The sequence below is a fragment of the Vibrio metschnikovii CIP 69.14 genome, assembly GCF_000176155.1.
Lineage (GTDB): Bacteria > Pseudomonadota > Gammaproteobacteria > Enterobacterales > Vibrionaceae > Vibrio > Vibrio metschnikovii.
In genome coordinates this window covers 517,798-544,126 of record NZ_ACZO01000007.1, presented here as the reverse complement: position 1 = coordinate 544,126, position 26,329 = coordinate 517,798, and the positions used below count along the sequence as shown (strand labels likewise).

25 protein-coding genes and 1 riboswitch are annotated in these 26,329 nt (G+C 43.5%); of the genes, 15 read left to right on the top strand and 10 right to left on the bottom strand.

Annotated elements, in window-relative coordinates; translation table 11 throughout:
- The first annotated feature begins 498 nt into the window (after positions 1-498).
- From VIB_RS14065 to VIB_RS14045, 5 genes are all read left to right on the top strand, one after another.
- Positions 499-2,448, top strand: a complete 1,950-nt coding sequence (locus VIB_RS14065; protein ID WP_004396871.1) for a PTS mannitol transporter subunit IICBA — start codon at positions 499-501, stop codon at positions 2,446-2,448.
- Between the two features lie 98 nt (positions 2,449-2,546).
- Positions 2,547-3,695, top strand: coding sequence for a mannitol-1-phosphate 5-dehydrogenase (locus tag VIB_RS14060; RefSeq protein WP_004396870.1), 1,149 nt, complete (start codon positions 2,547-2,549; stop codon positions 3,693-3,695).
- Positions 3,696-3,754: 59 nt separating this feature from the next.
- Positions 3,755-4,285, top strand: a complete 531-nt coding sequence (locus VIB_RS14055; RefSeq protein WP_004396869.1) for an MltR family transcriptional regulator — start codon at positions 3,755-3,757, stop codon at positions 4,283-4,285.
- Between the two features lie 151 nt (positions 4,286-4,436).
- Complete coding sequence (locus VIB_RS14050; RefSeq protein WP_040905522.1) at positions 4,437-5,372, top strand: Gfo/Idh/MocA family protein; 936 nt, start codon at positions 4,437-4,439, stop codon at positions 5,370-5,372.
- Positions 5,373-5,417: 45 nt separating this feature from the next.
- Positions 5,418-6,185, top strand: a complete 768-nt coding sequence (locus VIB_RS14045; RefSeq protein ID WP_004396867.1) for a potassium channel family protein — start codon at positions 5,418-5,420, stop codon at positions 6,183-6,185.
- A gap of 79 nt (positions 6,186-6,264) precedes the next feature.
- Here the strand turns inward: VIB_RS14045 and VIB_RS14040 are convergent, their stop codons facing one another.
- Positions 6,265-6,831, bottom strand: a complete 567-nt coding sequence (locus VIB_RS14040; protein ID WP_040905221.1) for a phosphoribosyl-AMP cyclohydrolase — start codon at positions 6,829-6,831, stop codon at positions 6,265-6,267.
- A 161-nt stretch (positions 6,832-6,992) separates the two neighbouring features.
- Between VIB_RS14040 and VIB_RS14035 the strand changes: the two genes are divergently transcribed.
- Positions 6,993-8,582 (top strand): HAMP domain-containing sensor histidine kinase, encoded by a 1,590-nt coding sequence (locus VIB_RS14035; RefSeq protein ID WP_040905519.1) that lies wholly within the window; start codon positions 6,993-6,995, stop codon positions 8,580-8,582.
- A 1-nt stretch (position 8,583) separates the two neighbouring features.
- On the top strand, positions 8,584-9,261 hold the full coding sequence (locus VIB_RS14030) for a response regulator transcription factor (protein ID WP_004396864.1): 678 nt from the start codon (positions 8,584-8,586) through the stop codon (positions 9,259-9,261).
- A 58-nt stretch (positions 9,262-9,319) separates the two neighbouring features.
- Here the strand turns inward: VIB_RS14030 and VIB_RS14025 are convergent, their stop codons facing one another.
- The 3 genes from VIB_RS14025 to VIB_RS14015 form a co-directional block, all read right to left on the bottom strand.
- The gene (locus tag VIB_RS14025; RefSeq protein WP_004396863.1) at positions 9,320-10,333 is read right to left on the bottom strand and encodes a lipoate--protein ligase; all 1,014 of its coding nucleotides are present in this window, start codon (positions 10,331-10,333) and stop codon (positions 9,320-9,322) included.
- A gap of 80 nt (positions 10,334-10,413) precedes the next feature.
- Positions 10,414-10,998 (bottom strand): glutathione S-transferase family protein, encoded by a 585-nt coding sequence (locus VIB_RS14020; RefSeq protein WP_004396862.1) that lies wholly within the window; start codon positions 10,996-10,998, stop codon positions 10,414-10,416.
- The gene (locus VIB_RS14015) at positions 10,992-12,176 is read right to left on the bottom strand and encodes a YbfB/YjiJ family MFS transporter (RefSeq protein ID WP_004396861.1); all 1,185 of its coding nucleotides are present in this window, start codon (positions 12,174-12,176) and stop codon (positions 10,992-10,994) included. The genes VIB_RS14020 and VIB_RS14015 overlap by 7 nt, the downstream gene beginning before the upstream one ends.
- A 257-nt stretch (positions 12,177-12,433) precedes the next feature.
- Here VIB_RS14015 and VIB_RS17400 point away from each other — a divergent pair, with 257 nt between their 5' ends.
- The gene (locus VIB_RS17400) at positions 12,434-12,664 is read left to right on the top strand and encodes a VF530 family protein (RefSeq protein ID WP_083797782.1); all 231 of its coding nucleotides are present in this window, start codon (positions 12,434-12,436) and stop codon (positions 12,662-12,664) included.
- 211 nt (positions 12,665-12,875) lie between these two features.
- Here the strand turns inward: VIB_RS17400 and VIB_RS14010 are convergent, their stop codons facing one another.
- A complete protein-coding gene (locus VIB_RS14010) occupies positions 12,876-13,790 on the bottom strand; it encodes a VirK/YbjX family protein (protein ID WP_040905219.1) in 915 nt (304 codons plus the stop codon).
- Positions 13,791-14,133: 343 nt separating this feature from the next.
- On the opposite strand from VIB_RS14010, the gene VIB_RS14005 reads away from it, so the two are divergent.
- From VIB_RS14005 to VIB_RS13995, 3 genes are all read left to right on the top strand, one after another.
- A complete protein-coding gene (locus tag VIB_RS14005) occupies positions 14,134-15,447 on the top strand; it encodes an HdeD family acid-resistance protein (protein WP_004396859.1) in 1,314 nt (437 codons plus the stop codon).
- A 43-nt stretch (positions 15,448-15,490) separates the two neighbouring features.
- The gene (locus tag VIB_RS14000) at positions 15,491-15,826 is read left to right on the top strand and encodes a DMT family transporter (protein ID WP_040905217.1); all 336 of its coding nucleotides are present in this window, start codon (positions 15,491-15,493) and stop codon (positions 15,824-15,826) included.
- A gap of 151 nt (positions 15,827-15,977) precedes the next feature.
- Positions 15,978-16,430 (top strand): CC0125/CC1285 family lipoprotein, encoded by a 453-nt coding sequence (locus VIB_RS13995; RefSeq protein WP_004396858.1) that lies wholly within the window; start codon positions 15,978-15,980, stop codon positions 16,428-16,430.
- Positions 16,431-16,514: 84 nt separating this feature from the next.
- On the opposite strand, the gene VIB_RS13990 is transcribed toward VIB_RS13995, so the two are convergent.
- Positions 16,515-17,150, bottom strand: a complete 636-nt coding sequence (locus tag VIB_RS13990) for an NAD(P)-dependent oxidoreductase (RefSeq protein WP_004396857.1) — start codon at positions 17,148-17,150, stop codon at positions 16,515-16,517.
- A 120-nt stretch (positions 17,151-17,270) separates the two neighbouring features.
- Here VIB_RS13990 and VIB_RS13985 point away from each other — a divergent pair, with 120 nt between their 5' ends.
- From VIB_RS13985 to VIB_RS13970, 4 genes are all read left to right on the top strand, one after another.
- Positions 17,271-18,167 (top strand): LysR family transcriptional regulator, encoded by an 897-nt coding sequence (locus tag VIB_RS13985; protein ID WP_004396856.1) that lies wholly within the window; start codon positions 17,271-17,273, stop codon positions 18,165-18,167.
- A gap of 136 nt (positions 18,168-18,303) precedes the next feature.
- Complete coding sequence (locus VIB_RS13980; RefSeq protein WP_004396855.1) at positions 18,304-19,830, top strand: methyl-accepting chemotaxis protein; 1,527 nt, start codon at positions 18,304-18,306, stop codon at positions 19,828-19,830.
- A 75-nt stretch (positions 19,831-19,905) separates the two neighbouring features.
- Entirely contained in the window at positions 19,906-20,643 is a 738-nt protein-coding gene (locus VIB_RS13975) for a substrate-binding periplasmic protein (protein ID WP_004396854.1), read from the top strand.
- Between the two features lie 132 nt (positions 20,644-20,775).
- The gene (locus VIB_RS13970; RefSeq protein ID WP_004396853.1) at positions 20,776-21,513 is read left to right on the top strand and encodes a transporter substrate-binding domain-containing protein; all 738 of its coding nucleotides are present in this window, start codon (positions 20,776-20,778) and stop codon (positions 21,511-21,513) included.
- Positions 21,514-21,609: 96 nt separating this feature from the next.
- Here VIB_RS13970 and VIB_RS13965 read toward each other — a convergent pair whose 3' ends face one another.
- The 4 genes from VIB_RS13965 to VIB_RS13950 form a co-directional block, all read right to left on the bottom strand.
- A complete protein-coding gene (locus VIB_RS13965; protein ID WP_004396852.1) occupies positions 21,610-22,797 on the bottom strand; it encodes a DEAD/DEAH box helicase in 1,188 nt (395 codons plus the stop codon).
- Positions 22,798-22,980: 183 nt separating this feature from the next.
- Entirely contained in the window at positions 22,981-23,637 is a 657-nt protein-coding gene (gene ribB / locus VIB_RS13960; protein WP_004396851.1) for a 3,4-dihydroxy-2-butanone-4-phosphate synthase, read from the bottom strand.
- Between the two features lie 105 nt (positions 23,638-23,742).
- Positions 23,743-23,883, bottom strand: a riboswitch (FMN riboswitch).
- Between the two features lie 170 nt (positions 23,884-24,053).
- On the bottom strand, positions 24,054-25,544 hold the full coding sequence (putP, locus tag VIB_RS13955) for a sodium/proline symporter PutP (RefSeq protein WP_004396850.1): 1,491 nt from the start codon (positions 25,542-25,544) through the stop codon (positions 24,054-24,056).
- Between the two features lie 70 nt (positions 25,545-25,614).
- The gene (locus VIB_RS13950) at positions 25,615-26,313 is read right to left on the bottom strand and encodes a hypothetical protein (protein WP_004396849.1); all 699 of its coding nucleotides are present in this window, start codon (positions 26,311-26,313) and stop codon (positions 25,615-25,617) included.
- Positions 26,314-26,329: the final 16 nt, after the last annotated feature.

Below are 26,329 nucleotides of genomic sequence, written 5' to 3'. Positions count from 1 at the left end.
CATCCAATAACATCAGATGAGAAAACCATCAGCGAAGGAATATTCTGATAAAACGTCTTCACTCCCTCTTATCAAACTGTACTTAAATTACAGAAATCATTTAAACATCGTCGGTTATTTAGTTTTTTAATAATAGATAAAATCTCGCGCGAGACATAGATCACACAATGATTCACACAGATAAATCATCTTCTCTTGATTGTGAGATTAGTCACTATTTGCAATAAATTTAAATTTACCAAAATGATACATGGCGCAACTAAAAGTAATTGACAAAACAAAAACAAATGAAATGTAAATTAATTACACAGCAAGATGGTGAAGAGGATCACGCAATGAGCGCAGATAAAAGACAGTTATAGCGTGATAGATCACAAAAAACCCGTTGTCAGCTCTAACGTAAAATTGTGTGATAGATTGATTGGGTACTAAGCAACCAACGGTTTTAGACGAACCGTTATCACACTACTTCTTTAGAACATCGAACGGGGAACGGATATGTTATCACCAGATGCTAAGGTCAAGATACAAAATTTTGGCCGTTTCTTATCAAACATGGTTATGCCCAATATTGGTGCGTTTATCGCTTGGGGCTTTATTACCGCACTTTTTATTCCTACAGGTTGGTTACCCAATGAAACATTAGCTTCTTTAGTTGGCCCGATGATCACCTACTTGCTGCCTCTGCTGATCGGTTATACCGGGGGTAAGTTAATCGGTGGTGAACGAGGTGCCGTTGTCGGTGCAATAACCACCATGGGGGTTATCGTCGGTACGGACATTCCTATGTTTATGGGCGCAATGATAGTCGGACCGATGGGCGGCTGGGCCATCAAATACTTTGACAAACGTGTTGATGGCAAGATTAAAAGCGGCTTCGAAATGTTAGTGAACAATTTCTCTGCTGGTATTATCGGTATGATCTGCGCCGTCATCGCCTTTTATTTAATCGGCCCTTTTGTCAAAGTACTCTCGGATGTTTTAGCGGCTGGCGTTAACTTTTTGGTCGCAGCACACCTACTTCCATTAACATCCATTTTCGTCGAACCTGCGAAAATTCTATTTCTTAACAATGCCATTAATCACGGTATTTTCTCCCCACTTGGCATTCAACAAGCCAGCGAAACAGGGCAATCCATTTTCTTCCTGATTGAGGCTAACCCAGGACCGGGATTAGGTATCTTATTGGCCTATATGGTGTTTGGTAAAGGGACCGCTCGTCAAACCGCTGGTGGAGCAACGATTATTCACTTTTTCGGTGGTATTCATGAGATCTACTTCCCTTACATACTGATGAATCCTCGCTTGATCTTAGCCGCGATTGCTGGCGGAATGACGGGCATTTTTACCTTAACGCTATTCAATGCGGGTATTGTCTCTCCTGCTTCACCGGGTTCTATTTTTGCCATTTTATTAATGACCAATAAAGCCTCCATGCTTGGTGTGATCTGCTCTATTTTTGCCGCAGCTGCCGTCTCCTTCATTGTTGCTGCTATTCTCATGAAAGCTCAGCATTCAACCGATGAAGAGGGCGTTCAAGATTCACTCGCCAAAGCTACTGCGCAAATGAACACGTTAAAATCCACAACAACAGAACAAGCTAAACCGTCGCCAGCTAAGCATGATCTCAAACTAAACCATGTCAAAAGCATCATTGTGGCCTGTGATGCAGGGATGGGATCAAGCGCGATGGGGGCCAGTTTATTGCGTAAGAAAGCGCAAGCAGCGGGCTTAAACGTCACCATCACAAATCTGGCGATCAATAACTTGCCACAAGATGTGGATATTGTGATCACCCATAAAGATCTCACCGACAGAGCGCGTAAACACGCTCCTAATGCCCAGCATCTATCACTCACCAATTTTCTTGATAGCGATATGTATAACCAATTAGTCATCCAACTGCTGGCCGCCATACATCCCAAAGCAGCCAATGACAGTTGTCTCATTAAAGCACCGTTAGTCGCCGCTAATGATGAGTATTTTGACCCTCAGCAACCTTCCATCTTTAGCTTACAGAAAGACAATATCTACCTGGGTTTAACCGCCAGCCATAAAGAGGAAGCCATTCGCTTTGCTGGTAATAAGTTAGTAGAACTTGGCTACGTGCACCCGGAATATGTCGATGCGATGCTTGCGAGAGAACAATTAGTCTCGACCTACTTAGGTGAATCGATCGCGGTTCCTCACGGCACGATTGAAGCCAAAGATCGAGTCATCAAAACGGGTATTGTCATTTGTCAGTACCCATCCGGCGTCCAATTTAGCGACGATGAAAACGATATCGCCAAATTAGTGATCGGTATTGCCGCCAAAAATGATGACCATATTCAAGTCATTACTGCCATTACCAATGCCCTTGATGATCCAGAGGCCATCAACACCCTGACCTCGACCAATAACATCAAAGAGATCTTGGCAATTTTGAACAATGCCCAAGCGGCCTAATTGCCTTTGCTCTTGAGGCAAACGAGGTCAGCATCCCCCGCTATTTATGCTGACCTCACCCTAATCTTTGTCAGTCACTATTTGGTAGGTAATGAATTATGAAAAATGCAGTACATTTTGGTGCCGGTAATATTGGCCGTGGTTTTATTGGAAAACTACTCGCCGATGCGCACATTCAAGTCACATTCGCCGATGTTAATGAACCCTTAGTGGATCAACTTAGTCATCAACAACAGTATAAAGTTAAGATTGTCGGTCATGACTGTCAGATTGATACCGTTACTAAGGTAACCGCCGTTAACTCCGCCAGCCATGAGCTCATTGAACGAATGGTTAACACCGATTTAGTCACCACGGCTGTCGGTCCCGCCGTATTGGATATGATTGCAAAAACCATCGCCAAAGGGATTGAAGCGCGTTTTGCGGCCGGTAATCAACAACCTCTCAATATTATCGCTTGTGAAAATATGGTACGAGGCACTAGCCATTTAAAAACTGAGGTGTTTAAGTATTTATCCTCTGATCTCCAAGCCAAAGCTGAACAATATATTGGATTTGTTGACTCAGCCGTCGATCGAATTGTCCCTCCCGCCGAAGCCGCCAACGATGATCCACTTGACGTCACGGTTGAAAGCTTCAGCGAATGGATTGTCGATGAGCAGCAGTTTAAAGGCGAAATTCCTTGTATCAAGGGCATGGAAACCACCCAAAATCTGATGGCCTTTATCGAAAGGAAACTGTTTACCCTCAATACCGGACACTGTATTACTGCTTACTTGGGCTGTTTGAAAGGACACCATACCATTCGTCAAGCCATTGAAGACCCAGAGATACGCGCCGAAGTAAAACAAGCGATGCAAGAGAGTGGCGAAGTGCTCATCCAGCGTTATGGGTTTGATCGCACAATGCATCATGCGTACATCGAAAAAATCTTATCGCGTTTTGCAAATCCTTACTTAGTCGATGAAGTGGATCGCGTTGGACGCCAACCTCTACGAAAATTAGGGCCGAATGATAGATTAATCAAACCATTACTCGGTACAATAGAGTACGGCACAGACAATACAACCTTACTGAAAGGGATTGCCGCCGCCCTAAAATATACCAACCTTAACGATCCGCAATCCATTGAATTGCAAGCTTCACTCAAAGAACGCGGGATCCCAAAAACGCTGGCACATTATTCAGGCTTAAAAGAAAACAGTGTCGAAGTACAAAAAATTGAAGCAATTTATCATCAGCTTTAACGTGACACTAAGATGGGAAGGACACCGCCTTCCCATCTCAACCTTAAATTAGATAGTATATGGCACAGAAAATTGACGAAATCGATATTTTAGAACAACTGAACAACGCCCCCTCTGTGCGTGGCTTTTTTATCACAACCGTTGACATATTAACCCAAGCGGTTGATGCACTGATGCAGCGTATTTTTCGAAAAGATAATTTTGCGGTGCAATCGGTTGTTGGACCATTATTAGACGACACTGGACCACTTGGTAACCTTTCTGTTCGCTTAAAGCTCTTATACGGCCTAGGCGTGGTGACCGACGACACTTATCATGATATCGAAGCCATCATCAAACTGCGTAATCAATTGAATAGTGATGCCATGGAGTACAGCTTTACCGATCCCAAAGTGATTCACGCCATAAAAGCATTAAATCTTGTCCAAAACAGAGGGTTGTTACCCGTGACGATGGTTGATCCTGATGGCGACATCGATCTCGACTTTTATCACTTACAACTACAGCGCCAACAGCAAGTGATCCGCTCTGGACTTTCCTTAGCGATTATTGAGGTTTGTAATGAACTCAATAAAGAAAGTCCGTTTTAAATCATTATGGCCTATTGTATGACTCGTTCTCGGATTTATCTTAGGAATGACAAAGATCGTCTTCCCAATTTCTCGGCAATGCACTTACCGATTTTTAGAGCAAGTGTTAGTCTTGCTCTCATTGTGAAGTGAACCAGTTTAGATAACGATGATCAAAATAGGCATTATTGGCTTGGGGGATATCGCCCAAAAAGCTTACTTACCCGTGATAACCCAACGTCCCGAGATTGAACTGGTGTTTTGCACTCGAAATCAGCACACTCTTGCGCATTTAGCCGCTCAATATCGGATCACTAAAACCTGTACCCAGTATCAAGATCTGCTCAAATTCCAAGTCGATGCCGTGATGATCCACGCGGCAACGGCCGCTCATCCTGAGATTGCGGCTTTTTTCTTACGTCATGGCATCGCCACATTTGTCGATAAACCATTAGCAAACAGCGCGGCTGATTGCGAACAATTGTACGCATTAGCTGAACAGTACCAACAACCGCTTTATGTCGGGTTTAATCGTCGCCACCTTCCTCTATTAAATCAACATTTGGTCGGAGTACAGCAAGGCTTACGAGACGACTTACTCGGCTTACGCTGGGAGAAAAATCGCCATGCTTTACCTGGTGATATTCGTACCTTCTTGTTTGATGACTTCATCCATCCATTAGACAGTATCAATCTCTACGCTAAAGCCGATTTGCAAGACGCTTACATCACCCATCAAATGGCCGGCAAACAGTTAGCGCGTATCGATATTCAATGGCAACATGGAGCCACTTTGTTGCATGCTTCAATGAATCGACAATTTGGTATTACGAGTGAATCTGTCAGTGCGCAGTTCGTTAATCAAAGTTATCAATTTCACTCTTTTTCTGAAGGCATACACTGGCAGAATAATCAGCCGCAACGACTGGCTTCGCCAGATTGGACACCGATGCTGACCAACAAAGGATTTAGCGCGATGATCGATGAATGGCTCAGGGTGATACAACAAGGAAAACTCGCCCACTCAATCATTGAGCGCAACCTCGCTAGCCACCAATTAGCCGAAGCACTCTGCGCGCGTATCACTCAATTAACCGATAGCATCTAAACGCAGACAACCTTTTATCAAACCACGCACAATGACATTAGAATTATGAACCCGAAACAACGCGCAAAATTACTGGCCGCCTTCGAGAGCAAAACCGAAGTGCCAATGCTTATCTTATCGCTTATCTATGTACTATTGGCTTTAATACCCGATGTCGCTCAGCTAGACCAAGAAGAACGCCACTTTATCAATCAATTGATTTGGTTAGTGTGGGGCGTTTTCGCTACTGAATTAGCCATTAAAATTTTGCTCAGCCAACAACGTGGCCGCTATTTAATGCAAAATTGGCCAGATGTCTTGATTGTTGCGATGCCATTCCTAAGACCATTACGTTTTATACGTATTCTGTTTATTTTACCGAGAACCTGGCGGCAAACCAAAGCGGTCTTACGGCAAAAAACCCTCAGTTTTATTGGCTTAACCAGCTTATTAACCGTGATGCTAAGTTCAGCGTTTGTCTATTTGGTGGAGAGAGGCAGCGACAGTCCAATTGAAGATTATAGTGATGCGCTTTGGTGGGCAATGACCACCATTACCACCGTAGGCTACGGCGATATGTATCCAGTGACCGCTTTTGGCCGCGGCGTTGCGGTGTTTCTCATGTTAACGGGCATCACCCTCTTTGGTTTATTAACCGCGAGCGTAGCCTCTTTCTTTGTCGATGATAATCACCAACAGCGCCTAGATTCACAGCATCAACATAGTCATAGAAAATGCGGTCAGCAACCTCGATCCCAATTTCATCTCGCTCGGTTTCGTCAGCAGTTAAAGGAAAAACATCATCTACATCATAGTCATAGTAAACGCCGATAATAGTGTATTAAATGGCCCAAATAGAAAAAGCCGGTCGCATCGCCACCGGCTCTGTATCGAAGCTTAATGGTATTAAGCCTTAAGGTTGATAAGGTAAAGAAGAGTGGTGCAAGACGATACGAAGTTGACCTTGCTCATCTTTCTTAAAGGCCCAGCTTTTATCAACCATCGTGGTTTGCCCTTGCTTATCAACCAATATGACATTGCCCATGGTCAAGGCTAAATCACCATTAATATAAACCGCAGCATTCTCAAAACGGTATTCCTTCCAACCTTTTAAAGCAAAGCCAGAGTCTTGCGCATAATCACTATTGCCACCGACAAAATAGGCTAACGCTCCAGCCACATCGGTACGAAACGTTTGCTGACCACTGGCGAGCGTCGGTTTGAAAAGTACCGCGCCTTGTTGGTAACCATAAGCTTGATCCAACACTTGGCTGGCTAACGTTTTTGCCGCTGCATGGCCTTGCTTTTCATAAGTTTGGCTGATATTGATTAATGCCTCGCCCCATGCCTGTTGAGCATTGAGCACTTCTTGATGAGTAATATTATTGTTAACAACTGGCGAAGAAGCCTGAGCTGCCCACGGTAACACGCTGGATAATAATAGTGCTGAAATGGAAAGTGTTTTATGGATACGTTGCATAGTCTCTGCCTTACTGGTTTAGGTAATTTGAGTGACGACTGTAGCGCGCTTCAATGAACCTAACCCTAGTGCGAAGATTAACCTAAGATGAACATAGTTTACCGTGAGTGCATAAATCGCTTACTCTGCATTTATTAACGCTATGCTGTGAGGAAATGGCTGTGTTTCGCTATCAATTATCGTTTGTTTTGGCACTTTTACTGTCGCTGATTTTGGCTCAGGCAGGAGCGGCTTATTGGTCAAATCACGTCGCGAATGAGCATATTCAGCGTGGACAAATTTCTAGCCAAATTTTGCAAAACTTCATGCAACTGAGTACCGAAAAACAACAATTGAAGATCTGGCTTGCCGAGTATCTATTGATAAAAGATGGCAGTACCTTAAAACGCGACCTACGCTTTGCCAAAATTGAAGATTTACTAGAAAAGCTCAATCAGCTCACCGAGCAAGCTCAGCAACAGAGTTTAACTCAGCAAGACTTTGCGGAAATTACTCAGCAAATTAAAGTCATCTCTTTATTTGAAACCAACTTCGCCAGTTTAAAACAGGCGCTACGCTCATGGGAAATCGCTAAAATCACCGATGATGATGAACGCTGGCTGCTACTTAGCCAGTCGTTTGATCAAGTAGATAACACCGATCTTCGCCAGTTACTCAATCAAGCGATCAGTGTGCAACAACAACGTACCACTCGTTATGAAAGTGCAGCGATGAGCGCGTTATCGAATGTGAGAAGCGTGATCATCAGCCTCGCGGTGATTGGCGTGATTTTAGGCGGATTATTAGGTGGTTGGCTGCTAAGGACCTTATCAAAACCGCTGGCTGAATTGGTCAAAAGCACCACCGCTTTAGAGCAAGGTCAACTGAATCACCGAATTGCCATCAGTGGTCCTTATGAGCTGAAAACCCTCGCTCGCCACTTCAACTATATGGCACAAAGCCTAGAGCAAGCCCAGCAACAGGAAATGGCTTCGCGCCAGCTGATTGAAAAAGAAGTGACCGCGCGCACCCAAGAACTCGCTCAAGCCCTACAAACCCTAGAAAAAGCCAAACATCAGCAAAAAGAGTTTTTTGCTAACGTCAGCCACGAGCTACGCACCCCAGCAACGGCTATTTTAGGCGAAGCGCAAATCACCCTACGCAGTCGTCACAATAGTGATGACGAGTATCGACAAGCCTTACAGCGCATTAATGAGTCGGCGACGCATTTATCTTACCGAATTGATGATCTATTAATGCTGATCCGCCAAGATGAACAATTATTTCAGCCGACTCTCACCGCGATGACACTTGAGACCATTTGGCAAGCGGTTGGGCGGCAAGCGAACTTACTCGCCAACTCGCAACAGGTTATCGTTGAGTCGACTCATCCAGCACAAGCCAATTGGCAAACGCTGATTTGCTATACCGACTTAGATAAACTATTAATGATTATCCGTATTATTGTTGATAATGCATTACGTTATGACCCGAAAAAACAGCCACTTACACTAACGTTAATGCTCGAACCCAACCAAGTATTGTTTCAGCTCAGCGATCAAGGTATTGGTATCGCTAGCGATGACCTTGAGCGTATTTTTGAACGCTATTTTCGCGCTAACAATGGCAAACAATATCGTCCTGACGGACTCGGTATAGGCTTAACCTTAGCTCAGAGCATGGCTAAACAATTAAATGGCGAGATCAAGATCGCTAGCCAGCTTAATCAAGGTAGCCAAGTGACCCTTAGCTTTCCACTGGAAGAGGTTTAGGATGCGCATTTTATTAATTGAAGATGATCCTAGAATCGCAAGTTTTATCGAACGAGGCTTAAAAGCAGAAGGTCATCAGATCCAACACCTGAATGATGGCCAATACGCAGTAGAAACGGTCATCAGCTATGAACCTGATCTGCTGATTTTAGATCGCATGCTACCTCATTGTGATGGACTGACCATCTGCCAACAAATTCGCTCGGCAGGCATTGATGTCCGCATCTTAATGCTCTCTGCCCTAGGCGATGTCGATGAACGAGTCAAAGGCTTGCGTACCGGCGCAGACGATTATCTTGCTAAGCCATTCCATTTTGAAGAGTTACTAGCTCGTTTAGATGCTCTACAGCGACGTCACTCTGAATCCAGTCCATTACCCACACTACAAGTCGCAGATTTAGTGCTCTGTTTGCCAACAATGCAGGTCACACGAGACAATCAACTCATTGAGTTGACCGCCAAAGAGCTGTCAATTTTGGAATTATTGATGAATAAACCTGGGCATATTTTTAGTCGCGAGCGAATTCTGGCTAACGTTTGGGGAATGCATCAAGATCCATTAACCAATGTGGTCGATGTTTACATGCGCCGATTACGCAAAAAAATTGACGACCCTTTTACCGCCCCACTGCTCAAAACCAAACGCGGCATGGGTTATTATCTACAAGCCGATCAGTAAGTGTGGCTTGGCTATGTTTGGTTTTGGCATAAGAGAGGATGGCTCACTCAGTCAATACTCAACAAGCGGTCATTATCCATGCTGACAACTCTTTCAGCTCCTTTGCATACTCTGAGTGTTGCTGTGCTAATTGCTCAATGCACAAAGCAATAGCACAGCGATCATAGGGTATATGAGTCATTTTTTGGGCTAATCGCTCCATCGGGTAAGGATCGAGCATATCACTGAAAATCGTCGCTTGCTGAATGACCCCTTGCTCAACATCGAGAAAGATTTCTACTCCTCCCCATGTAAAACGCTCATCCAAATGATGAGTAAAAGGTGGGGTTTGGCCAAAGTTCCAATCCCAACTGCTTTGTTTCGAAAACTTATCTTCAAAATCAGGCAAATTAGTAAACTGTTCAGGAGAAATATACTCAACTTGGGCATCTTGTTGGTAATGCTGTAAATAAGCGTGGATGATCGCATCGCATACTTGCTGGTGGTCAATATCCGCTTTAACGCTATTAAGGTTAATCACACGAGACTTAACCGAAGTAATCCCTTTCGCCTGCAGTTTTTTGGGATCAGGGTTAAGGTAATCCGCTAAGCGGCTCATGTCCGCACTCAAGAGTAAAGTGCCGTGATGAAAGCCGCGATCAAGCGTTTCTCGATAAGCTGAGCCAGAGAACTTGCGCACCCCGTCTTCATCTTGCAGCACCAAATCATTACGTCCATTGGCCACGCCGTGAATACCCAGTTGTTGTAATCCCGCTAATACAATCTGCGTCGACACCTGTTTATCGTACTCAGGTTTGCCCGCCATAAAAGTAAAATTAGTATTGCCCAAATCATGAAAAACCGCGCCACCACCCGTCTGTCGGCGCGCCAGTTTCACTCCATCGTGTTCCATGCGCTCAGTTCGGCACTCTCGCCATGGATTTTGCGCTCGTCCAATAACGACAGTATCGGCATTGCGCCACAAAAACAGGATACGCTGATCGGCGGGCATCGAGCGGAAAATCGTATCTTCAACCGCTAAGTTAAACCAAGGATTGGTTGATTCAGAAATAAGAATACGGGTACGAGTCATGTCTACTTCACATTGATATTGAACAAACCGTTATCGTACTGAGCATGACTCAAGATAGCGAGCAGAAATCCGTGGGCTCACTAGGAAAATTGAGTTTGTTGAAAACTGGGGCGCTGTGTGATTTGTGCGTACCAGCTTGCTAACTGTGGATAAGAGCGTTGCCAATTCAGCTTACTCAAACGAAAATCGAGATAAGCTAATCCTACTGCAATCGAACAATGGGCAGTGGTGAATGGTTTGTTAGCAAACGGTAAGCATTGACTTTCAAGCTGAGTCAACATTCTCTGTATGGCATGCTGACGACGCAAAGCCAATTCACCTCCATCGGGCTCACCATATTTATTGGCGATCACCGTCTGAAAAGCGCTATCCATTAATGCTTGTCCTAGACCTAACCATTGCATCACTTGCTCATCATCATCCATTCTCGGCGCACAAGGAGAGTGAATATCCAAGTATTGCAGGATAAGTAAGGTTTCACTCAAGGCAACACCTGCGTCCGTGATTAACACGGGAACTTTTGCCGCTGGGTTAACCTGCAAAAGTGTATCCGGTGAACCCCACGGATCGACCATGGCTAAATTTAACGGAATTTGTTTTTCTAGTGCACAAATGCGCACTAACCGCGCATAAGGGGAAGTGGCATTTAAATAAAGCGTTAACATGACTGTTTCACCGATTTTGATCGAAAAAATGGACTTGCCGAAATACAGAGCAAAGCGAATAACATCAATAGTGCCGCCGTGATAAATAGCGGGGCGTACTCACCTACTTTCTGATAATAAAAGGACATGCCCCAACCCGATAATGCTTGTAATAAAGCAAAACCAGCCGTTGCCCTACCCCAATAATATTGATGCCGTGTCGTGCCAACTAACTCAGCAATTCGGCCTGCGGTTAACGCGACAATACCTGGTGTCAATGCTCCGACGATGAAAGCTGAACAAAACAGCAACACTGGCATCGCGGTCAGCACTGGCAAAAGAATGGCGAACGCTTTGAGTGCGTAAGCAACCCAGAGCGCTCTGTGCCAAGATAATTGCGATACCAACCATTTGGCAATCAATGGCCCGCTAAGACAGCCACCGCCAAACGCAAACCACAACCATAACGCTTGTGGTTGCGTGAAGTTCCGCTCACGAACCAAATAATCAACCCAAAAAATGGTGTGCGGAATAATAAAACCGGCGGCATCAAGCGCATAAGCCGCAATCACTAACCAAACAGCACCAATGGCAAAAGACGATGAAGGTTCCGAGGATAAAGATGAGTGAGATATAGCAGGCAGTTGCCGTAAGCCGAATATCATCACAGCACTAATACACAAAGAGAGACTACCGATAGCTAACCAGATTATCGAAAGACTAAAACGAAGTAGGAGCGGGATAATCGCAGAAGAAAGTACTACACCTAAACCTATGCCCATGAAGATCATAGTCATAACCGCATTGCGATAATTTTTATGGCTATGCAGCAAAGCGAATGCTGGGCCAATGACCATTAAATGTCCACCAGCAACACCAGCAAGAACACGCCAACCAGCAACCCACAGATAGTGGATAGGCAAAAAACAGACAAAATAACTAACACTGACCACCAAAGCAGCAACGGTCAATAATAAGCGATCTCCGACCTGCTGCGCTAAACGATGAGCACTCAAGGCACCAATCAAATAGCCCAGTAAATTCAAGCTACCGAGGTAACTGGTCTCAATGACCGAAAACCACCCCTCGCTCGATAACATCGGTATTAAAGGGGTAAATGCAAAGCGAGATAAGCCGATGCCAATCAGCGTCGAATTCATACCAACCATCAATACTAATAAGGTATTCGTTGATCGCATATTAAAGCTCATTCAGCCATTTAATGTTCACTCTGCTCATCGATTCCTTGACTCATGAGTTGATTTGGCCGGTCAGCAATGATGGTTCGATATAATCTATGCTAAACGCCATAAGTAGAAAGCAACCACAAAAAGAAACCATAAGCTAACAAATAACCAACAAATTGGCATCTTGATGATGCAAAGATCTGCCCTACTGCACATTTATTACTAAGCACGCTATACTTGGCAGCTCAATCATCACTTATGCTATTTTTATGCACACAAACGATCCGCATGCGCAGCCGCATAATCCTTTACACGGCCTAACCTTAGAAAAAATTCTGACTCAATTGGTAGAACATTATGGCTGGCAAGGATTAGCGCAACGAATTAGCCTAAACTGTTTTAAAAGCGATCCGTCAATCAAATCTTCCTTGAAGTTTTTACGTCGTACAGAATGGGCAAGAAGTAAGGTGGAAAATCTCTATATTGAGACCTTTCATTAAACCATATACCCAAACAACTTGGAGTTGCAGGCAGGCGACAAGTGAGTGAGTCCCCATGCACATAGATAGGCTATGTGATTGGGTGAACGAACGTAGCCAATACCGCTGCAGCTTCAAATAGGAAGGGGATAGATTAAATAAAGGGCTGAGCAGCCCTTCATCTACTATAGACGTGACATTATGAAAGGATATTGTTGTACAATTTGAATAATTAACAGCTCAATTGCTTAAGTCGCTCACCAATAGCTAACTCTAACTCATCTAACCATTGATAACGTTTGGTATACAGGCGACGTTTATTACGGTTTAAGGTCTCGATCTCTTTACGTGCTGGCATCATCGCAACGCGATACCTATAACGACTGATTTTCTCTGCCTCATATTCTGTCCATAGCTCATCATAATCAAAACTGACTTTATTACGCTTAGAACCAATATAACGCAGCGCTTGGTAAATATGGCCGCGATTAGAAATCGCATAACAGCGATCAACACCCAACTGACGAGATACTAATAAGGCTAACTCAACCATTAATGCTTTCGTCCGTAAGCCGTGTACTGTACGCGTTAAATCTTTAATGATTTGCTGACGATTTTCAATCTTTTCACTTGGGCCTTGCAAAGCTCCAATATACACCGTTTTACCGTGATCAGAAAAATGAAAGCTAATCGAATAAATCGTAGTCCCCGCTTGATTCACTAAGCTTAAACCAATCGATCCCTCACGACTGGCTCCTCGGTTTAAACGGATATCATAGGCTTCGCCATTTTTATCTTCGATAGATAATAAGCTCACACCTTGATCAGACATGATCTCCGTACAACGCTCACCAAAACGCTCAGCGACAAATAAAAAATGCTGCTCAAGGAACTCCACTCTTTGCATTAGCGATAAATCAACACAGAGGTAGGGTTTAAGTGGTCTTTCTAATAGCTGTGGATTGTCATTCAGCACCTTAGCGAGAATAGGCTGCTCAACCAGTGATAACATCCGCCGCACAGCTTGGGGATGCAGCAACGCCCACAAACGAAAACGCCAGTTCTTACGAATACGATCCCAGCCTTTGCTCTCTGGATAAATTTTTGCTGCCCATTCGGGTAGATCGCTTTGGATATTAGTCAACATAGTATTGATTACTCACACTTCGTCAGTGGTGGGATAAATCACTCACCAGAGTAAATAGACATAGAGCACAATTATACAGCGTTTTATTGCTTCATGCTCGGTAACTAATGTATGGGATTGTATGGATAAATAATCCTTATTATACAATATCTTAAAAATAAACCCCCAATAAAAAACCATCAAAAAGACGGAAAATGACCCAATCCTCATATTAATCAAAATCACCAAGACAGAAGGTGACATATGCAGACAGTCATTGGTTCAGGTTTTAGGTAGACTCCATTCATAAGATATTTTTATCTTCATTTCATCGCTGTAGTTAAAGAATAAGAATAGGCTCAACATGTTACAGATTGCTTTACTACTTTTAGGTTCCGACTTTGTTAAAAAACACTCACTTTACCTATGGATTTTCGGAATTTTGTGGGTGATGACTGGTGCTTTTATCTTTTTTGATGGATTGAATCAACAGCTATTATTCCCTAAAAATACCTTTGGTCTTATTTTATTATTTGAAAGCTTAATGACCTTAAGCATTGCTCTATGCAGCATAAAAAATAAAAACCACTTACTATTATGTAAGGGAATTGTTTTTTTATTTTTCTCCTATATTTTATTAATGAATAATGGATACAGTAACGAAATTATCTCAGCGATTTTTGTTCTCGCTTATTTTATTACCGGATCCTTTGCTATGGCTTCTGCTTGGATCGTCCGATTCTATCGATGGAAAATTACTCTTGCATGGGGAATATTCCAAATGTTATTTTCATTTTTTATTTTAACTCATCATCAATCGACACTATCTTTTTTTATCGGCTTAATTATGATTGGGACTGGCGTGAGTGCTTTATCGATTGCTACTCGATCTCGTTATATAGAAAAAGGATTAACCATATTTCAGATTATCAACCCTAAGTTATCTCTCGACTCTATCAAACAGAACACCGTATCGAAGGTATCACATCGAGCCACTCAATCTCTCCAACAGCCTTTAACTATTCATATTTGGACACCTGTCGGTTCAGCAAGCACGCCTCCCTTACCACGTCCAATTATTAATCGTTATATTGCTGCAGTTGATAAAAATGGTACTATTTCGACCGGTCACGCCTCATTAGAGTTACCCTCTAAGCTTTATGTAAGCTTATACCCAGAGGAAGATATCGATCGCAAAGCAGCTGACTTTTTTCGCTTATTAAGAGCAACGCCAGATAATAATGTACCTGGACGGTTTTTATCAGACTATCAAACTGAAGCTGCCGACTGGTGTGAATCCGATCAAAAGATTATGTTTGAACATTATAATCGCGATGCTTTGCTAAATTTTTGGGAAAGTTATCGTCAATATCCGATTTATAATATAACGCATCAAAATTGCTCTAGTACGGTTGCTTATGCTTTAGAAGCGGCCTTAGAAGGTATTCTAGCTCGGCCAAATCAGAATTTCTTATCTCTATTAAAAATAATGTGTACTCCAGAGTTATGGATCGCCGCACAAATAAGAAGACGAGCGCTAATGATGGCATGGACTCCGGGCTTGGTCATGGATTATTCTCGCGCACTACATCGAATGGTTCACGCAACGACGGTTCCGTGGTATAAACGCCGCTTGTGGAAAATGAGGAAACTAAATTTAAATTTATCCACAAAATAAATTCTATTCATTATTTTTATTAATTTCGACAGGCATCAATTTTATGCAGAAAGTATATATTATATTAATGGTTTCTATCCTTGCAGAAACCATGGCAACAACGATGATGAAAGCTTCCTATGGTTTTACTCGATTTCTGCCGAGTTGCTTTGTGGTTATCGGGTATTGCATCTCTTTTTATGGTTTATCTCAAGTCGTACAAACCATGAATATTGGCATCGCTTATTCGATATGGGCAGGGATGGGTATTCTGCTGGTTTCTATTATGTCGTTTTTTATTTATAAACAAAGTTTAGATGTCCCTGCATTAATTGGTATCACTTTCATTGTCGTAGGTATCATGATTATACAAATATTCTCTAAATCCATCACTCATTAATCACCACCATTAATGTGAGCGATAAGGAGTCTTTTTCAAAGAAAAAAGACATCAACAGACATTTCCAGACAATTATCGATGTCAATATTAGGTAAACTTCTCTTAAGTAAGGCCTTATATCTTTATCCACCACGTTTAATAGAGAAAATAAATGAAAAAGAACATCGTAATGATTATCGCAGGGTTATTACTGCTTTCTGGCTGTGCAACACCTTATCAAACAGAAAAAAACTTTTGGTCTTTTGGTAAAGGATTCGATGTACAAGCGCTTGCTCAAGATACTTGGCAAATCAGTTTTATTGGTAATGATTACACAGACAGAGCCATTGCTCGTAAGTATATTTTGCGTAAAAGTGCAGAGTTAGCGAGTCAAGCCGGATACGCTTACTTCACCCTCTTGGATGAGGAAATCAATGTTGATTCTGTTGCTAAAAACCAAATTTCACAGGCTGAAAATAAGCAAAAATGGTTGTATTCAACCACACAGATCACCAGTGAAACAACCATCATGGCAATCAGTAAAGGGCTTCATCAACCTTCAGATGCTTATAAAATGGTTTATGAAAGCCAGTTTATTTTGAATGGCATTAACGTCGAACAATAACGAGCGTGAATAAACAAGACGGATCGTCGCTAAGCATACACTCACTTAGTGACGATCATAAATATCGGCGCTGATAACGATCCGTTAGTAGGCAACTCCAACTCGCTGCTGCGCAAAAGATGCCGTTTCTAACATATCTAGCATTGCCACTGCATAATCACTGACCGAAATCCGACTATGCCCATCTTGATCCGCGAGTAACTGATCACCGCCAATGCGGTAAGCTCCTTGCTTATCACCGGGGAAAATCTCAGCCGCTGGGCTAACAAAGGTCCAATTCAGTGGACTATCGCTACTTCTAAAAACCGCTAAGGCTTCTCCTTGTGCCAGCGCTTCTGGTTTATATTCACTTGGAAAATCCGGTAAAGAGACCAGTGAAACGCCCGGTGAAACTTCTAACGAACCAGCTCCCCCAACCCAAAGTAAACGTTTTACTCCAGCTTGAGGTAATGCACTCAATAACTGCTCAGCAGTCTTGGCAACAATACTATGATCCCCACTTGCTCGACCGCCAATTGACACCATAGCGACATCTATATCTGCAAATAACTGAGCACAATTGGCTTGATTGTGTACATCAAACTGACGTACTTCGACATTCGCATCGGTCATTTTAGCGGGATCACGCACCATAGCGACAACTTCGTGCCCACGAGACAGTGCTTCTTGTACTAAATGACTACCGATCCAACCCGAGGCTCCAACAATAGCAACTTTCATTTTTTAACACCTTAATGTTTAATTTATCAACAGATGCTAGTGTAGTCGCCTCTGAGCGAGTGATAAATGGTAAGAAAGGATGTAGATTGTATCTAGATAAGATACTAATGAGAGAGAAGTATGGATAAATTGACCGCAATGCGCAGCTTTGTAGAAGTCGCCAACATTGGTAGCTTCACTCAAGCGGCAGAAAACCTTAACTTAAGTCGCTTACAAGTCTCACGCCATGTACAAGAAATTGAAGATTGGTTAAAACAGCGTTTGTTGCATCGGACAACACGCAAAGTGAGCCTAACAGCATCTGGGGAAGAAGCGCTAAGACAGTGTGAAAAAATCCTCAATCAAACGGCAGAATTAGAAATACGAGCACTAGAGCAATCGCAGTCATTGTCTGGGCGAATTCGTATTTCGGTACCAATTGGCTTAGCACGCTATCTACTGCTTGATGCCGTAGAAGCGTTTACTGATCTGCATCCACAAGTAACGATTGATATTCTTGCTTCCGATCGCTTAGCTCAACTGGTTGATGAACGGGTGGATATTGCACTGCGTTTTACTACCCAACCTGACGAACAATTAATTGCTCGACGTCTTTTTCAAGTCGATACGGTTGCTTGTGCTGCGCCGACTTATCTTGCTCAACATCAACCGATTGTACAGCCGAGTGATTTAGCTAAGCACAACTGTTTTGTCCATCTTTCACATCATAAATGGGAGTTTCTTCGCCATAACCAAACCTACAGTGTCAATGTCAATGGTACGATTCGAGCCAACGATATGAGCTTAATCTGCCGGGCAACATTACACGGTAAAGGCATTGCCCTGCTCCCTTGTGATTTAGCCAATCGCTACTTAAAAGATCGCGCTCTAATCCAGATATTACCCGACTACCATTTAGCAACCAACGCATTGTGGGCGGTGTATTTATCGCGTAGCTATCAGTCGCCTCTAGTGCGGCAGTTTATCGATTTTGTCAGCACACAATGGGACGATCTAGACATGACGATCCCTTCATGAAAATGGAGGTAAATCAAACCGATGCTCAAGAAAACGCTTTCCTAGACGAGTAAATAAACATAATTTTTCCCTTCCGTTAGCAGTAAATGGAACGCCGACTATACTAAATAGGTAATAGCGTGGATGAGGATTAACTATGTTTAAAAGTATCAAAGTGATCTTTTTTAGCCAAATTGTGTTGGCTATTACTCTGATTCTATTGGGAATGGGCGCAGTAAAATATAATGTTTTCCAAAAGCAGCTCTATCAAAGCCTAAGTGCGAATATTGAACATGCTACTCATCGCTTATCGATCAGTCTACCTAAGCCGATTTGGGACTTCGATTTTGACTCAGCGAAGGCAATTGTATTATCAGAGCTCAATGAGCCTGCGATTAGTGCAATACAGATAAAAGACAATAATGACAAATCCATAATCTTTTATCTCAATCATCCTGAATACCCAGAGATCACCAATATTGATCCCAAATCGTATACGGGGAAAAAAGAGCAGGAATTCTTTATTGATGATTTTGGTAATATCAAAAAAGTCGGTTCGATTGTTTTATATTACAATGATTTTGCTATCGCCGAACAATTATCTGAATTGATGCAAAAAGTTATCATCGAGATACTGATTCTGGATGTTTTGCTCTCTTTAATCACCCTTTTACTGTTGCGTATCACGGTATTAAAACCTCTTGCTAACCTTACCGATAGGGTCATGGATCTTGCTTCTGGAGATGGTGATCTCACGCAACGGATTGAGCCAGCCAAACTCAACGAATTTAAAGATATTACCTTAGGGATCAATCGATTCACCGAGTCCTTAGAAACCATTGTTCAAAAAATCATCCAGTCAACGGAGCATCTGCATCGATCCTCACTCGCCAGCAAAGAAATCGCGAGCGACAATGCCGTAAAACTCAATCAACAACAACACACGTTAGATTCTATCTCACACGCTGCCGTTGATATTCAACACTCAATTCAACAAGTTAATGAGTCTGCTTTAGATAGCGCCCAGCACGCCAGTTCATCCAGCACGTTAACCGACTCGATGCACAGTACGATTGAAACCACGTCGCACGAAATGAAAAAAATGCAGGAGAAAATGCTACAGCTTAACAGCAAAATGACCACCCTTTCTCAAGAAGGTGAAAAAATTAACACCATTTTAAATGTGATTAATGACATTTCAGAACAAACCAACCTACTGGCACTCAACGCTGCCATCGAAGCCGCTCGAGCTGGTGAACAAGGCCGAGGATTCGCGGTGGTCGCCGATGAGGTCCGTAACCTAGCCGTGAAAACGAGCCATTCTACTGAGCAAATTAAAACCAATATCAATGCCCTCAATGAAGCCACCTCAATGGTTGAAAAAGAGTTACATGACATCGCACTGACTCTAGAAAAAACCTCTGAACGCTTTGGAGAGTCTCACTCCGTTATCGAAAAAATGAACCTGATGGCAAAAACCATCAAAGAGAAAAATCAACACGTGGCCGATCTTGCCAAAAGTCAAAATGTATCGATTGCCTCGATTAGCCGCTCATTACTTGACGTCGTTGACGCATCAAAAGCCGTGGCTGATGGTGCTCAAACCAACTTAGGTATGTCAGTAGAGGTGATCAATATTGGAGAAGAAATCAAACAACAAGTCGCTAAATTTAAAACCCATTAATTTCCGGTGAGAGGAGGTAATGGTTCATTACCTCCTCTAGGGATACCACTTCAATCGTCATCAAGAGGGAACACCATGAAGTCAATTATCACCGCCAGTTTATTGGCCGTATCTTCTTACAGTTTTGCATCAAGCTTAAACGATCTAAATTTTATTACTGAAATCTATCCGCCCTTTAATTATGAAGAACAAGGGAGATTAACGGGAATCGCTATTGATGTGCTTGAATCAGCCTCAGAAGCCGTCAATGACCCTGTCAAAGGCGAAAGCGTACAACTTCAACCATGGGCGAGAGGTTACGCTGCGGCGTTAGAAACGCCAAATACAGTTCTATTTTCCATGACACGTACTGAAGCTCGAGACAACCTCTTTAAATGGGCGGGGCCGATTGTCGAAAGTCGAGTCGTGCTCTGGGCACCAAAAGCCAAAGGCATCAAAATTTCCACACCGAGCGATCTCAATAATTATCGCGTGGGTGTGGTGAGAGAAGATATCGGTGAGCAACTGCTGCGTAATCTCGCGGTCAATCCTAATGCGTTAAGACCTTCAGCATCACCGGAAATGGTCGCCAGACAATTGGATGCTAATCGCATCGATCTGTGGGCTTATGGCGATAATGTCGGTGTATTTATTATGCGTGAACAAAATATCGATCCCAGTCTGTACGAAATCGTCTACGTACTACATGAATCGCAAACCTATTTCGCGTTCCATAACAGTACTAACGATCAATATGTTGAAAAACTGCAGAACGGAATTAATCTCATCAAAGAGAGCGGTAAGCTCGATGAAATCATTGCCGGTTACCGTTAATACTATCAATCCGCACTTCATCACTTGAAGAGAATACTTCTTCAATCTCTTCAAGTGATCACCTTTGATACAAAGTGGCGTTTTCCCTACTCAAACGACACCAGTGTTTTATTAGGATAATGAGGTCTTCGTATGAAAGTCACATCACTTTGTTTAACCGTATTACTTACTTTTCTGAGCTGGACAAGCTGGGCGAAAACTCTCACAGCAGCGCAAGATCCATGGCCACCGTTTGTTACCTCAGAGGCTCCTCATGGACTTTCTATTGAATTAGTCAGCGCCGCACTAGAAACGCAAGGCTATCAACTAGAGTTTCAAATTATGCCTTGGGCAAGGGCACTGGCAGAGGTTCAAGCAGGCAATATTGATTTGCTACCAGCAACGTGGTTTACCGAACAGCGAACCAGCGTTCTGGCTTATAGCGATCATTATCTCTACAACCAAATAAAGTTTATTACCCTACCCACGAATGCCTTTGAATATAGCGGTCTTGATAGTCTCGCAGGTAAACGCGTAGGTACGGTTCGAGGTTATGGATATGGCGACGATTTTTTAAATTCAACGCTATTTAATCGCTCAGAAGCCAATGACTTAATTTCTAATTTACGCCGTTTAGAAGCAGGCCGGATCGACGTCACTTTAGAGGATGAATTAGTCGCTCGTTCCTTAATGAGTGATAATGGTTTGAATGCCAATAACTATCGATTTACTACCAATGGGTTATCTGCTAACTCACTCCATGTTACCTCTGGGCTAGCTAACCCCAATGCTCTCGAGTACATCGAAGCCTTTAATCAAGGGTTAGAACAAATCAAAGCTAATGGTACTTTTGACAAGATACTGCTTAAGTATGGGATTGCTCTGGATTAATCTGTCAATGGGTCTGCGTCTAATCATTCAATAACAGAGAGCTCCGATATTGATAAAAATTAAGGCTGGTAAAATCAGTTCACCAGCCTTAGTTTTTTATTCAGTGCGTTTGTGCTTCGGCACGTAATTAAGAATTGATATTGGCACTGGATGTTTAGGCTCAAATCCTGCGATTTCTCGCCGTTCAATCAAATGCCCTAAACGGCTCTCTATCATGCATAAGTTTTTGAAGTTGTCTTTCGATACCAAAGAAATCGCTTCGCCTTGTGCCTCAGCTCGACCTGTCCGCCCAATACGATGGACATATTCATCAGCAGGGAAAGGTAAATCGTAATTGACCACTCGCGGTAATTCATCGATATCAATACCACGCGCGGCAACACCGGTCGCAATCAAATATTTGATCTTTCCGGCTTTAAAATCTGCTAACAGTTGCTCGCGTACGGCTTGGCTACGACCGCTATGAAACGCTTCAGCGGCAATGCCTCTTTTTTCTAATTGCGCAGCCAATTTGGCAGCGCCGTGTTTGGTCTCGATAAAGATCAGCGCTTGGTCCCATTGATATTCATGGATTAAATGACTCAACAATGCTGACTTTTGATCTTTATCGACCGTAATAAGCCACTGGGTAATGTTGGACTTCGAGGCTTGATGAGCAGCAATGCTGATCTCATGAGCTTCACCCACCGCAGTTTTAGCCAGCTCACGAACCTTATTCGATAAAGTCGCGGAAAAGAGTAAAAATTGCGCTTCCGTTGGCAAACGTTGAATGATTTTGTTAATCGCTTCAATAAAGCCCATATCGAGCATGCGATCCGCTTCATCCAGCACAACCACTTCAATTTCATCAAAATGTACCGCTCGTTGAGCGTACATATCAAGCAGTCGTCCGGGGGTGGCAACCAACACATCCACACCGTCAATCAGTTGCTGTTTTTGTGCCTGCTCATCAACACCGCCATACATCGCTAAACTGGTTAACTCCGTGTATTGAGCATACTGTTTGACATTATCCGCAACTTGGATGGCAAGCTCACGAGTCGGCACTAAAATCAGCGCGCGAATACGTTTTTTGCGCTGAGTTTGTCCTTGCATCAATCTATCTAAAATCGGTAGCACAAAGCCGGCCGTTTTACCGGTCCCAGTTTGCGCAGCGGCAATCAGATCTTGGCCTTTTAAAATAACCGGAATCGCTTGCGTTTGAATGGTGGTCGGAGTTTGATAACCAAGCTCAGCGACTGATTTGATCAGTGCTTCGTTTAGCCCAAGTTGTGTAAATGACATAGCAGACTCTAAATAAAATGGCGTAGAGCAAAAACGCTCGACAATATCGTTCATTCTAACATGAAGAATGCGGTGCTGTTGATCTTTCGAGATTAGTGATTTCGAAGCCGTTCAACAGCACCTCGGTATGAACGCTTAACTTGCTTCATACCTCATTTAAGTCAGACATGATGTCGCGTGTGATCACGCCAATTTTTGCTGCGCTATCAAACGGTATTGGACGATGTCTTCGATGGTCAGTACGGGCATATTGTGTAAGTGACCAAAGGCAACAATCTCTGGCGTTTTAGCCATCGTACCATCGGGATTGGTTACTTCACACAACACTCCAGCGGGCAATAATCCTGCCATTTGCATTAAATCTACCGTACCTTCAGTATGACCACGTCGCGTCATAACACCGCCTTTACGGGCACGTAGCGGAAAGACATGACCTGGGCGGGCTAAATCGTCGGGGTTCGCTTGCGGATTAATCGCTGTTTTAATCGTGGTCACACGATCTTGAGCGGACACTCCAGTGGTCACACCATGACGAGCTTCTATCGACACCGTAAACGCGGTTTGGTTTTTGCTGTCGTTGACGGGCACCATCGGTGGCAGTTCGAGTTTATTGGCCTGCTCATCGGTTAAACATAGACAGACAATCCCGCTGCATTCGCGGATCATCAACGCCATTTGTTGGTTGGTTAACTGTTGTGCAGAATAGATAATATCGCCTTCATTTTCACGATCTTCATCATCAAGCAATAAAACACCACGTCCTTCACGTAAAGCGTGTAACGCGTTTTCTACTCGAGTAATTGCATCGCCAAATTCGGCAAGTAATGATAACTGATTCATGGTTACTCCTAATAATGACCAGAATCAGGGCAATGTTATGAGGCAAAACGAAAGGCACCAGAATCACTAGCTGAGTGAGTCCTCGCTAGAGAGTATTGGCGTATTTGTCATTCTCTCTCATCCGGACTATAACCGTCGGCTCTGGCTTCTCACCAGATCTGCTGACCTCGACGAATCGAGCGCTCGTGGGCTGGCCCTAATGGACATACCACCGGTGGGGAATTTCGCCCCGCCCTGAGAATTTTAATGTAATGAGTTAAGGTCAAGCTAAAGGCCTCCTTTAACTTGACGCCTATTATGGTAATACTTCACGCCTCGTTTGCAAAGCCACAAGCGGCCAGATTTGAGACATGCCGACGCAATAAAAAAAGCCCCATGATCAACATGGGGCTGAATAACGTTAGTCTGTACGAAGTTTAATCTAATTCAACTAAATTCTTTTGAAAGGTTTTGTGCTGCGCTTTAACCGTATCTTCTGGCTCGCCAGTGAGCAAACTAACAGCCACAATCGCTAGGGTTGAAAAGAGTATCCCTGGAACGATTTCGTACACATCAAACCAACCGCCAGTCAGCTGTTTCCAAACCACAATTGTCACACCACCAACGATGATCCCCGCTAAAGCGCCATTACGATTCATACGCGACCAGTACAGACTGAGCACTAATGCAGGACCAAAAGCAGCACCAAAACCCGCCCAGGCATAAGAGACTAAGCCAAGCACTGAGCTATCCGGTGTCATGGCCAACACTAACGCGACGATTGATATCAGCACAACGGAAAAACGTCCTACTTTAACGATCTCTTCTGAAGTCGCCTCTTGTTTGAAAACTTGCTTATAAAAATCTTCCGCTAGGGCAGACGAAGAGACCAACAGCTGTGAATCTGCGGTACTCATGATGGCCGCTAAAATCGCCGCTAGGAGAATACCAGCGATGACTGGATGAAACACAGCGTTAACCAGCAGCATAAATATCCGCTCACCATCATCAAGCTGAATCGAGCCATTTTGCGTAACGTAAACTAGGCCAACTAAGCCCACTAACATGGCTCCAAACATTGACAACGCCGTCCACAGCACCGCAATCCAACGGGCAGTAGTTAGATCTTTATTCGAACGCGCCGCCTTAAAACGCGCCAAAATATGCGGTTGACCAAAATAGCCAAAGCCCCACGCGACGAGAGAGAGAATGGCAATACTAGAAAGAGGCTTACCTTGAATATCATCCCATAGAGTCAATAATTGCGGGTTAATCGCGCTCAAATCTGAACTTAATTGACTAAAACCACCATTCATTGCGGTGATCGGGACAATCAGCAACGCCGCTGCCATCAGTAAACCTTGCACCAAATCGGTCCAAGATACAGCCAGAAAACCACCAAATAAGGTATAGGACACCACACAAATCGTGCCAATGATCACCGCGGTGGTGTAGTCAATCCCAAAGACGGTTTCAAATAATTTACCACCCGCGACTAAACCTGAACTGGTATAGAAAAGAAAAAATAACAAAATGAAAAAGGCTGAGATGGTTTGAATCAGTTTCGATTTATCATTAAAGCGCCGCGATAAAAACTCAGGTAAAGTCAGAGCATCGGTGGTAATACTGTAAGTACGCAACCGCTTTGCGGTAATTAACCAGTTAGCCCATGTACCGATGAGTAAGCCACCCGCAAGCCAAAAGGCTTCAATCCCTGCCGCATAAGCGTAGCCGGGTAAACCTAACAGTAACCAACCACTCATATCCGATGCCCCAGCCGAGAGCGCAGCTGGCCATGGCCCAAGGGAACGGCCCCCTAGGAAGTAGTCTGATGAGTTTTTGGTTCGCTGGTAAGCAAACACACCGATCGCCAACATAAAAATCAGATAGATAATGAAGGTGGTCGTAATAGCAAAGCTATTGTCCATTGATATTTCCTCTATTTACTAAGATCGCTTTCCCTCCTGCTCATTAATTTAATGAGCAGGAGGGTCAGGATTAATGGGTTTCGTTGCCTAGCTCTAAGAGCGTCGCGTTACCACCCACTGCTGTTATATTTATAGTGCGCGTACGTTCGGTAATAAAACGTAGCGATAAGTGCGGATCGTGTGCCACGGGAAGGGTGGTGAGATCGGTTTCTGAAACAAGATTAATAATTGCGCCGGAACGCTGAGCAAGTTGTCGATTAAGACTGTGCTCAAGCGATACATTACCCACATAACCAACACTGCGGATGTCTGACTCGATTAATGCCTGATACGCGTCCAAGGCACTAAACTGCAGTAAATTAACCGGTAACGATGACTGCTGGTTAGCCGCCGTTAACGCGGCAACAAGCTCGCGATCATCACTGCAGATAATGACACTATTGCCCGCCACCAACGCACCGCATAACTGAGCCACCAATGCTTGCTTAGCCGTTACACTGGTGTCATTTTGGATAAGTAGAGCAACCCCTCGCCCTGCGGTATACAGTTCATTGGTTTCACCCGTAGGACCAATCAATGAGTGTGAACACGCCAATAATGCACTGGCCTGCTCAAGGTGAAAAGACACCACGTCAGCTAATCCCGGCATACTTTCTTTTAAAGATGATTTCAATGACAGTAAGCACTCACATTTAAAATCAAAATCGGTTAAGTTCCAGTTTTCCCAAGCCGAGCAGGCGTCGGTGAAACGGGTGACTTGATGTACCATAAACTACTCCTTCGCT

Coding starts and splice junctions, on each gene's coding strand:
- VIB_RS14065 (WP_004396871.1), top strand. CDS start 499: ATGTTATCACCAGATGCTAAGGTCAAGATACAAAATTTTGGCCGTTTC.
- VIB_RS14060 (WP_004396870.1), top strand. CDS start 2,547: ATGAAAAATGCAGTACATTTTGGTGCCGGTAATATTGGCCGTGGTTTT.
- VIB_RS14055 (WP_004396869.1), top strand. CDS start 3,755: ATGGCACAGAAAATTGACGAAATCGATATTTTAGAACAACTGAACAAC.
- VIB_RS14045 (WP_004396867.1), top strand. CDS start 5,418: ATGAACCCGAAACAACGCGCAAAATTACTGGCCGCCTTCGAGAGCAAA.
- VIB_RS14040 (WP_040905221.1), bottom strand. CDS start 6,831: ATGCAACGTATCCATAAAACACTTTCCATTTCAGCACTATTATTATCC.
- VIB_RS14030 (WP_004396864.1), top strand. CDS start 8,584: ATGCGCATTTTATTAATTGAAGATGATCCTAGAATCGCAAGTTTTATC.
- VIB_RS14025 (WP_004396863.1), bottom strand. CDS start 10,333: ATGACTCGTACCCGTATTCTTATTTCTGAATCAACCAATCCTTGGTTT.
- VIB_RS14020 (WP_004396862.1), bottom strand. CDS start 10,998: ATGTTAACGCTTTATTTAAATGCCACTTCCCCTTATGCGCGGTTAGTG.
- VIB_RS14015 (WP_004396861.1), bottom strand. CDS start 12,176: ATGCGATCAACGAATACCTTATTAGTATTGATGGTTGGTATGAATTCG.
- VIB_RS17400 (WP_083797782.1), top strand. CDS start 12,434: ATGCACACAAACGATCCGCATGCGCAGCCGCATAATCCTTTACACGGC.
- VIB_RS14010 (WP_040905219.1), bottom strand. CDS start 13,790: ATGTTGACTAATATCCAAAGCGATCTACCCGAATGGGCAGCAAAAATT.
- VIB_RS14005 (WP_004396859.1), top strand. CDS start 14,134: ATGTTACAGATTGCTTTACTACTTTTAGGTTCCGACTTTGTTAAAAAA.
- VIB_RS14000 (WP_040905217.1), top strand. CDS start 15,491: ATGCAGAAAGTATATATTATATTAATGGTTTCTATCCTTGCAGAAACC.
- VIB_RS13995 (WP_004396858.1), top strand. CDS start 15,978: ATGAAAAAGAACATCGTAATGATTATCGCAGGGTTATTACTGCTTTCT.
- VIB_RS13990 (WP_004396857.1), bottom strand. CDS start 17,150: ATGAAAGTTGCTATTGTTGGAGCCTCGGGTTGGATCGGTAGTCATTTA.
- VIB_RS13985 (WP_004396856.1), top strand. CDS start 17,271: ATGGATAAATTGACCGCAATGCGCAGCTTTGTAGAAGTCGCCAACATT.
- VIB_RS13980 (WP_004396855.1), top strand. CDS start 18,304: ATGTTTAAAAGTATCAAAGTGATCTTTTTTAGCCAAATTGTGTTGGCT.
- VIB_RS13975 (WP_004396854.1), top strand. CDS start 19,906: ATGAAGTCAATTATCACCGCCAGTTTATTGGCCGTATCTTCTTACAGT.
- VIB_RS13970 (WP_004396853.1), top strand. CDS start 20,776: ATGAAAGTCACATCACTTTGTTTAACCGTATTACTTACTTTTCTGAGC.
- VIB_RS13965 (WP_004396852.1), bottom strand. CDS start 22,797: ATGTCATTTACACAACTTGGGCTAAACGAAGCACTGATCAAATCAGTC.
- ribB (WP_004396851.1), bottom strand. CDS start 23,637: ATGAATCAGTTATCATTACTTGCCGAATTTGGCGATGCAATTACTCGA.
- putP (WP_004396850.1), bottom strand. CDS start 25,544: ATGGACAATAGCTTTGCTATTACGACCACCTTCATTATCTATCTGATT.
- VIB_RS13950 (WP_004396849.1), bottom strand. CDS start 26,313: ATGGTACATCAAGTCACCCGTTTCACCGACGCCTGCTCGGCTTGGGAA.